The sequence below is a fragment of the Alcanivorax sp. HI0007 genome (assembly GCF_001635525.1).
In the GTDB taxonomy this organism is placed as follows: domain Bacteria; phylum Pseudomonadota; class Gammaproteobacteria; order Pseudomonadales; family Alcanivoracaceae; genus Alcanivorax.
Genome location: NZ_LWEJ01000239.1, coordinates 22,674 through 28,673 on the forward strand (window position 1 = coordinate 22,674; position 6,000 = coordinate 28,673).

7 protein-coding genes are annotated in these 6,000 nt (G+C 57.6%); 5 read left to right on the forward strand and 2 right to left on the reverse strand.

Going from position 1 to position 6,000, the window contains the following annotated elements; translation table 11 throughout:
• Positions 1-5: 5 nt before the first annotated feature.
• Both A3714_RS11930 and A3714_RS11935 read right to left on the reverse strand, forming a co-directional pair.
• Positions 6-1,229, reverse strand: coding sequence for a DUF445 family protein (locus A3714_RS11930; RefSeq protein ID WP_062815171.1), 1,224 nt, complete (start codon positions 1,227-1,229; stop codon positions 6-8).
• A gap of 68 nt (positions 1,230-1,297) precedes the next feature.
• Positions 1,298-1,954, reverse strand: a complete 657-nt coding sequence (locus tag A3714_RS11935) for an Abi-alpha family protein (RefSeq protein ID WP_063525749.1) — start codon at positions 1,952-1,954, stop codon at positions 1,298-1,300.
• Between the two features lie 330 nt (positions 1,955-2,284).
• On the opposite strand from A3714_RS11935, the gene A3714_RS11940 reads away from it, so the two are divergent.
• The 5 genes from A3714_RS11940 to dsbG form a co-directional block, all read left to right on the forward strand.
• Positions 2,285-2,488 (forward strand): hypothetical protein, encoded by a 204-nt coding sequence (locus A3714_RS11940; RefSeq protein ID WP_062815169.1) that lies wholly within the window; start codon positions 2,285-2,287, stop codon positions 2,486-2,488.
• A 21-nt stretch (positions 2,489-2,509) separates the two neighbouring features.
• Entirely contained in the window at positions 2,510-3,958 is a 1,449-nt protein-coding gene (locus A3714_RS11945) for a hypothetical protein (RefSeq protein WP_063508684.1), read from the forward strand.
• A 149-nt stretch (positions 3,959-4,107) separates the two neighbouring features.
• On the forward strand, positions 4,108-4,620 hold the full coding sequence (locus tag A3714_RS11950) for a DUF4136 domain-containing protein (RefSeq protein WP_062815167.1): 513 nt from the start codon (positions 4,108-4,110) through the stop codon (positions 4,618-4,620).
• A 33-nt stretch (positions 4,621-4,653) separates the two neighbouring features.
• Positions 4,654-5,463 (forward strand): TlpA disulfide reductase family protein, encoded by an 810-nt coding sequence (locus A3714_RS11955; RefSeq protein WP_063508683.1) that lies wholly within the window; start codon positions 4,654-4,656, stop codon positions 5,461-5,463.
• Positions 5,460-6,000 (forward strand): thiol:disulfide interchange protein DsbG (dsbG, locus tag A3714_RS11960; RefSeq protein ID WP_063527184.1); only part of this gene is annotated, 541 nt, incomplete at its 3' end. The genes A3714_RS11955 and dsbG, both read left to right, overlap by 4 nt.

Below are 6,000 nucleotides of genomic sequence, written 5' to 3' on the forward strand. Positions count from 1 at the left end.
CAGTCTCAGGAAAACATTACCAGCAACTGGAAGACACCGACCAGGAAGCCAAGGAACGCCCCCACCGCAATCAGAATCCATTCGTCCTGTTCAAATGCCGGGCGCAACATGCTTTCAAACTCTTGCGGTTTGAGACTCTGCAAACGGGTGGAGAGCGTGTTTTCCAGATCCAGCGCATCGTTGGCATAGTTTTCAATGTGCTTGAGCGTTTCCGGTAACCGGCTTACCAACTCCGACACGGCACATTCCTTCATGTCCCGATAGTTCTGGGTACCCACGGCAAAGGTAACAAACGGCTTGGCAAAACTGGTTTGCTCATCCACCGCTTTTTGTACGTGTTTGCCGATCATGGCAAACACCTTGTCCGAATACGGCCCCTTGAGAATCCCTTCAATAATATTGGCCGGCGTCAGCACATAGGAGGAAACCAGACGACCATAATCCCGCGCCACCTCATCCTGACGCTTCATGAACAGACCCTGCACATTGAACGGGCCAAAACGCATCAACTCCTTGGGATTGAAAATCATCTGCAGGGCAATCCAGTTGGTGGCATAGCCCACCGCCAGACCGAAAACCGGCAGCAACCAGGAACCCTTGTAGAAAATCCAGGCAATCATCTGGAAGGTACCGAAAATGCCGCCAAAGTAGAGCCCGGAACGCCCGATAAACTTGAACTCCGCAGCGCCCACTTCCTGGAAAATACGGTTCAGTAGTGACTTATCCTTGGTCAGATTGGTGATCACCATGTCCTCAAGATCATACATCTGTGCGATGTTAATCTTGATCTGTTTCATGATGTCGGAAATCAGGCCAGGCGCTTCTTTCTTTACTCTTTTGTAGATCTGTTTCTTCACCATCTCCGGCAGCGATTCCCACAGGCCTGGCTCATGCTGACCCATGATGGAATCCACCACGTCTTCGATCATATTGTTGAGCACCGGCTCCAGCTCACCGGCCACCCTATCCGGATCAAGACGGTCAAAAATCTCTTCCTGGGTAATCAGGTGCGTGGTGATGGTGTCTACAGAGATCGCCGCCATCTTGGCAGCCCGGCGAGGAATAATGCCCTGCCAGCCCAGAAGAGGGGGCTTGCCAAAAAATTCCACCGGATAAAACATCATCTTGATGGCAATGACATTGGTTGCATAACCCACCAAAGCGCTGATCAATGGCATGGACAAGTACAACCAGATATTGTCGGTAAACTCGTTAATATACGCTTCCATTATTCCTCGCTTTTCGTTCTTCTTTTAGGAGTCTCTGAACAACTCCATACGCTTTCAGATACGGGTTGTTATCCGGAGCAGGCCGTCCAGAATGCCTTGCCGAAAGCGGAAAGGTGTGCGGTTTCGCGAATAAAGACGGGTCGAAGCCGTGATTCCTTACGCATCATTTCGCAGGCGGCACGCACCTCCGAACCATTCTCTATGGCCTCATATTTTGCGGTCTGGGTCGTGTCTTCCGGGCCACCATCAAGCAGCCCCAGGGAAAACAGATGGGCAAGGTAATGGGGCACCGCTTCCGCCAGCATCACACCACTTTCGTTTCCCACGCGACTGAGAAATGCCATCACCCGGTGCTCGCTGCTTTTGAAACGACCTCCCCGAGCCAGCAAATGACTGATGGCAATATCAGAGCCATCCGACATGGCCGTCAGGATGCGGACTTCGTCGGGGAGAAGCTGATTAACGATACGTCCATAAACCCGGTTCATGGCGCTATCCGGGGTCTGTTCCAGAGACTGATCTGCCAGCGCGGCAAAGCGCGACTGCAGGGATCTGTCCGGGCCGTCTCCCTCAGCGGATGAGGTCCCGGCCGGGCCGGGCAGATAATGACGGCTATCCATTCCACCCAGTCGCAACTGTAAATCTTCGAACAACACATCCTCGACAGCACGTGCCTGATCCAGCACATAGTGCCCGCCCGGCGCCCGCGCCACAGCCTGTCGCATTTGCCGAACGAGTCGCCCGGCCCAGGGGGTTCTGGCCGACGTATTTTTCTTCCTGTTTTCTCCAGCCAACATCGCCTCCATGGCAGGCCCGTTCCCAACCGCTATCGATTCCTTCAGTGATAACGTCATTAAGTATCACTGTTTCGGGGGGTCAACAATGTTGGCAAGAATGTCGATACAAAAATGCCACAGTTGCTTAATGTTATGTGTACTTTCTGTTTGCTCTCGTTTGATACAGTGCAATGACGGTGTTTTCCCGAATCGTTTCTCCACAGGGATTTTACGATGACGGCACACCCTGAATCGGCAAACAAAAAAACAGGATCGATCATGAATAACAAGGATGCCATCGAACGTATGCATCAGCGGGTGGGATTTCTTTCCTATTTGCCTGAGCCGGTAACCCAGGATCTTGACCGAGCGGTGGATGATTACCTGGAAAGCGAAAAGAGTCGCCTGAACAAAGCCATTGATACCGGCGTTCAGGCCTTGCCACTCTGGCTGCGCAGTATTGCCCGCAGCGCCCTTCGCTAGTTCCGCACCAAGGATGCCTACATGAACGACCTGACCACGAACCTGGAAATCCAGATTGAGCTGGAAAAGCTTGAACAGTATCTGACCCTCAACGACGCCACCTGGCAGGCGCTGGCAGACGCCGGCACCAACAACCTGCGTGCCCTGCGTGAACATATTGAACAGGAAATGTATGACCAGCACCGCAAGGGCTTTCAGCACCTGGCAAGCTGGACCCGCTGGCTTTCCATCAAGCAACTGGCGAAGCTGGCTTATGCCGTGGGCGCCAAAATGGCCGCTCGCCTGGTCGGGGAAATGGATCCTTACTTCGCCGTAAAGGTTGCCCGGCGGCTGACCCCGGATTTTCTCGGCGAGATTGCCGCACAGGCAGACCCGCGCAAGATTCGTGAAATTATTCGACGCCTGCCGCCCGAGACCATCCGCGAGGTGGCACTGAAACAAATTCAGGAAAAACAGTTCCTGCTGTTGGGCCGCTTCGCCGACGCACTGTCTGCGCCCTCTATCCGTGAAGTGGTGAATGCAGTGAAGGACGATGGTGCATTGTTGAACATTGCCTTCTACATGGAAAACACCACCCAGCTCAGTAACGTGATCCGCATGATTGATAACAGCCGACTGGCCAGTATCGTGCGTTCCGGTACCGAGAATATCGATCTTTGGCCCAAGGCCATCTGGGTAATCGACCATGTGGAGGGAGAACTGAAAAGCCGGCTCGGCAACATCATGGCCGAGCAAGATGAACGCACCCTGGATTCCCTGGTAGGTGTGGCCCACCGCCAACAATTGTGGGGGCCGGTGCTGCGCGCCTTGTCCGTCATTAACCCCCGCTACCATCGCAAGATCGTCAACCTGCCCGCTCTTCGCAATAACAGCGTGATTACCGATCTGGTGAATGCGGCAGTCAGCAAGAACCTGCTGGAAGAAACCCTGCCTCTGGTAAAAGCCATGCAACGGGACTATCAGGAAGTGGTCGCCCACACCGCCCTGCGCCAGGGCGAAGAGGTGGCGGAAGCCGTTGTGCAGGCGGCCCACCAGAGCGGACAGTGGGATCTGATTCTGGACCTGGCACAGTTCCTCGGCGACGACGAACGCAACATGATGGCAAAACTGCCCAGCAGTCATAACCCCTCGGTGATCGAGGCGTTGATGCGTAACGCGGCCAAATCCGGCAAGACAGACTTGCTGCTGGATTTTGCCCGCCGCTTTCACCGCGAAGGCCTGCAGACCGTGGTGGAAATCAGCCTGCGCGACGGCGGTGACCTGCTGCAGGCATTCCTGGACGCTGCCCGCGATACCCGCAACGGCTGGCAGGCCATCGCCACCGCCGTCAGCGTGGTGGACGCCCCGGACATGCTCCGCGATATCGGCCGTGTCTATCAGCGCCAGCCCCCGCAGGACCAGCAGGCTTTCCGTGAAGCCGCCAACGAAACCGGCCTGTGGCCACGGCTGGAACAGGCATTGCCGGCCTGACCGCTGAACCCTTCGCCCGCAGAACGGTCATACTTATCAAGCTGAAGGCAGCTACGCCCCGGAGCCTGTCTGCCGGGGCGGCTATTTCACGGTATCCTGCCGCTCCCCTGTGATAATGGGAGGCATTCATTCCAACCGGGAGAAGCATCATGCGCTGGTTTTTCCTATCACTCTGTCTGGTCCTTGGCGCCTGCGTCAGCCCGGTGGTTATCGATAGCCAGGAAGGCGCGAGCCTGAACCAGTACCGTAGCTACGCCTTTGTGGAACAGAACGAGGATCAGCCCCGGGAACTGGACGACCAACGGGCCCGTAACGCCCTGAAAAGTGCTCTGGCTGAACAGGGCCTGACGCCTGCCGCCTCCGAACAGGCCGATGTGCACGTGAAACACTACTTCAAACGTGAACAGCGGTATGACGGCTCGGTGTTGCAGTTTGGTTTCGGCTTCAGCCGCAATAATGTGGGGGTGGGCACCACCACCCCGGTGGAAGGCGACATCACTGAGGAATACAAGCTGGTGGTACAAATGATTGAGCCCGCCACCAACAACGTGGTCTGGCAGGCAACCAGCCGTGACCGCCTCTATGACGAAATGAGCAGTGAGCGTCGCAGCGACCGGATCCGCAAGGCCGTTGCTGAAATGTTTCAACGTTACCCTGGCTGACAGGGAGTCTCACACAGGTAAAGAGGTCCTGCATTGGATGCTATCCTGATCGGCCCGCTGGCATTGCCGGCGGGCACGGTTGTGGCTTTGATCACTTTCTCCGCCGCCGTGCTGGCCAGCATCTGGTGGCAATGGCGTGGCAAGCCAGTGGAAAAATGGCTATGGCTGATCACCCTGGCTGCCCTGGCTGGGGCACGTCTGGCATTCGTGTTGCGTTACCCCGATCAGTACTCCGGCTTGATGGCCATGGCAGATATCCGTGATGGCGGCTGGTGGTGGCCTGGGGCCCTGGCAGCCCTGCCCGTTTTCGGCCTGTGTCTGTGGCGACGTCCGGCACTGCGGCTGGCGTTACTCTCCAGCACCGCCGCGGCAATGGTCGCCATGGGGCTCTCTCTCACCGCACTTCACAGCATGACCCCTGACGCAACACCACTGCCGGAAATCACCCTGGAGAACCTGCAGGGCACTCCGGTTCCTCTCAAGCCGCTAACCCAGGGGCCGACCCTGATCAACCTCTGGGCCACCTGGTGTCCCCCCTGCCGGCGAGAAATGCCGATACTGGCCGAGGCGCAAACGCGCTACCCCCACGTCCGTTTTGTCCTCGCCAATCAGGGGGAAACCGCCCAGGCAGTGCGGGATTACCTGATCCAGGCCGAACTCCATTTCGACCTGCCCCTGCTGGACCCGCAGATGGCGCTGGGTCACCATGCCGGTAACGGCGGTTTACCGCTGACACTACTCTTTGATGAGGACGGCAACGAACTGGCCCGCCACTTTGGCCCGCTGTCCCGGGCCAGTCTGCATCACTTTCTTACCCACCATCTGGATGGTCCCCACCCATGAAATTGCTCACCCTGCTACTGTCCTTGCTGCTTCCCCTCTCCACCGTGGGCGCGCAGGCGGACATGGACAGCCTGCTGGCACGACTGGAAAGCAGCAGCTGGGTGGCGGAGGGTGCCGACCCTCCCCAGCGGGTGGCGTATGTGTTCACCGACATGGCCTGCCCCTATTGCGCCGAGCTTTGGGAAAACATGCAGCCCCTGATCCAGCATCCGGACAACTCCCTTCAGGTGCGCCATATCATCGTCGGCCTGATCCACCCGAAACGCAGCTTCACCCAGGGAGGCGCCATCCTCGCCGCCCCGGATCCGGCGGCGGCACTGGCTGAACACGAAGGGCACTATGACGACGGCGGCATCCGCCCGCTGGAACGGGTCCCCGACGCCATCCGCAGCCAGATCCACAACAACACGGCATTGATGATCGGTTTGGGCCTGCAGGGCACCCCCGCATTGGTCTTCGAAGATAGCCAGGGACGCTGGCGCCTGGCCCCCGGCGTGGTTGGGGAGGAGGCGTTGCGGGCGGAGGTGTTTCAGATCA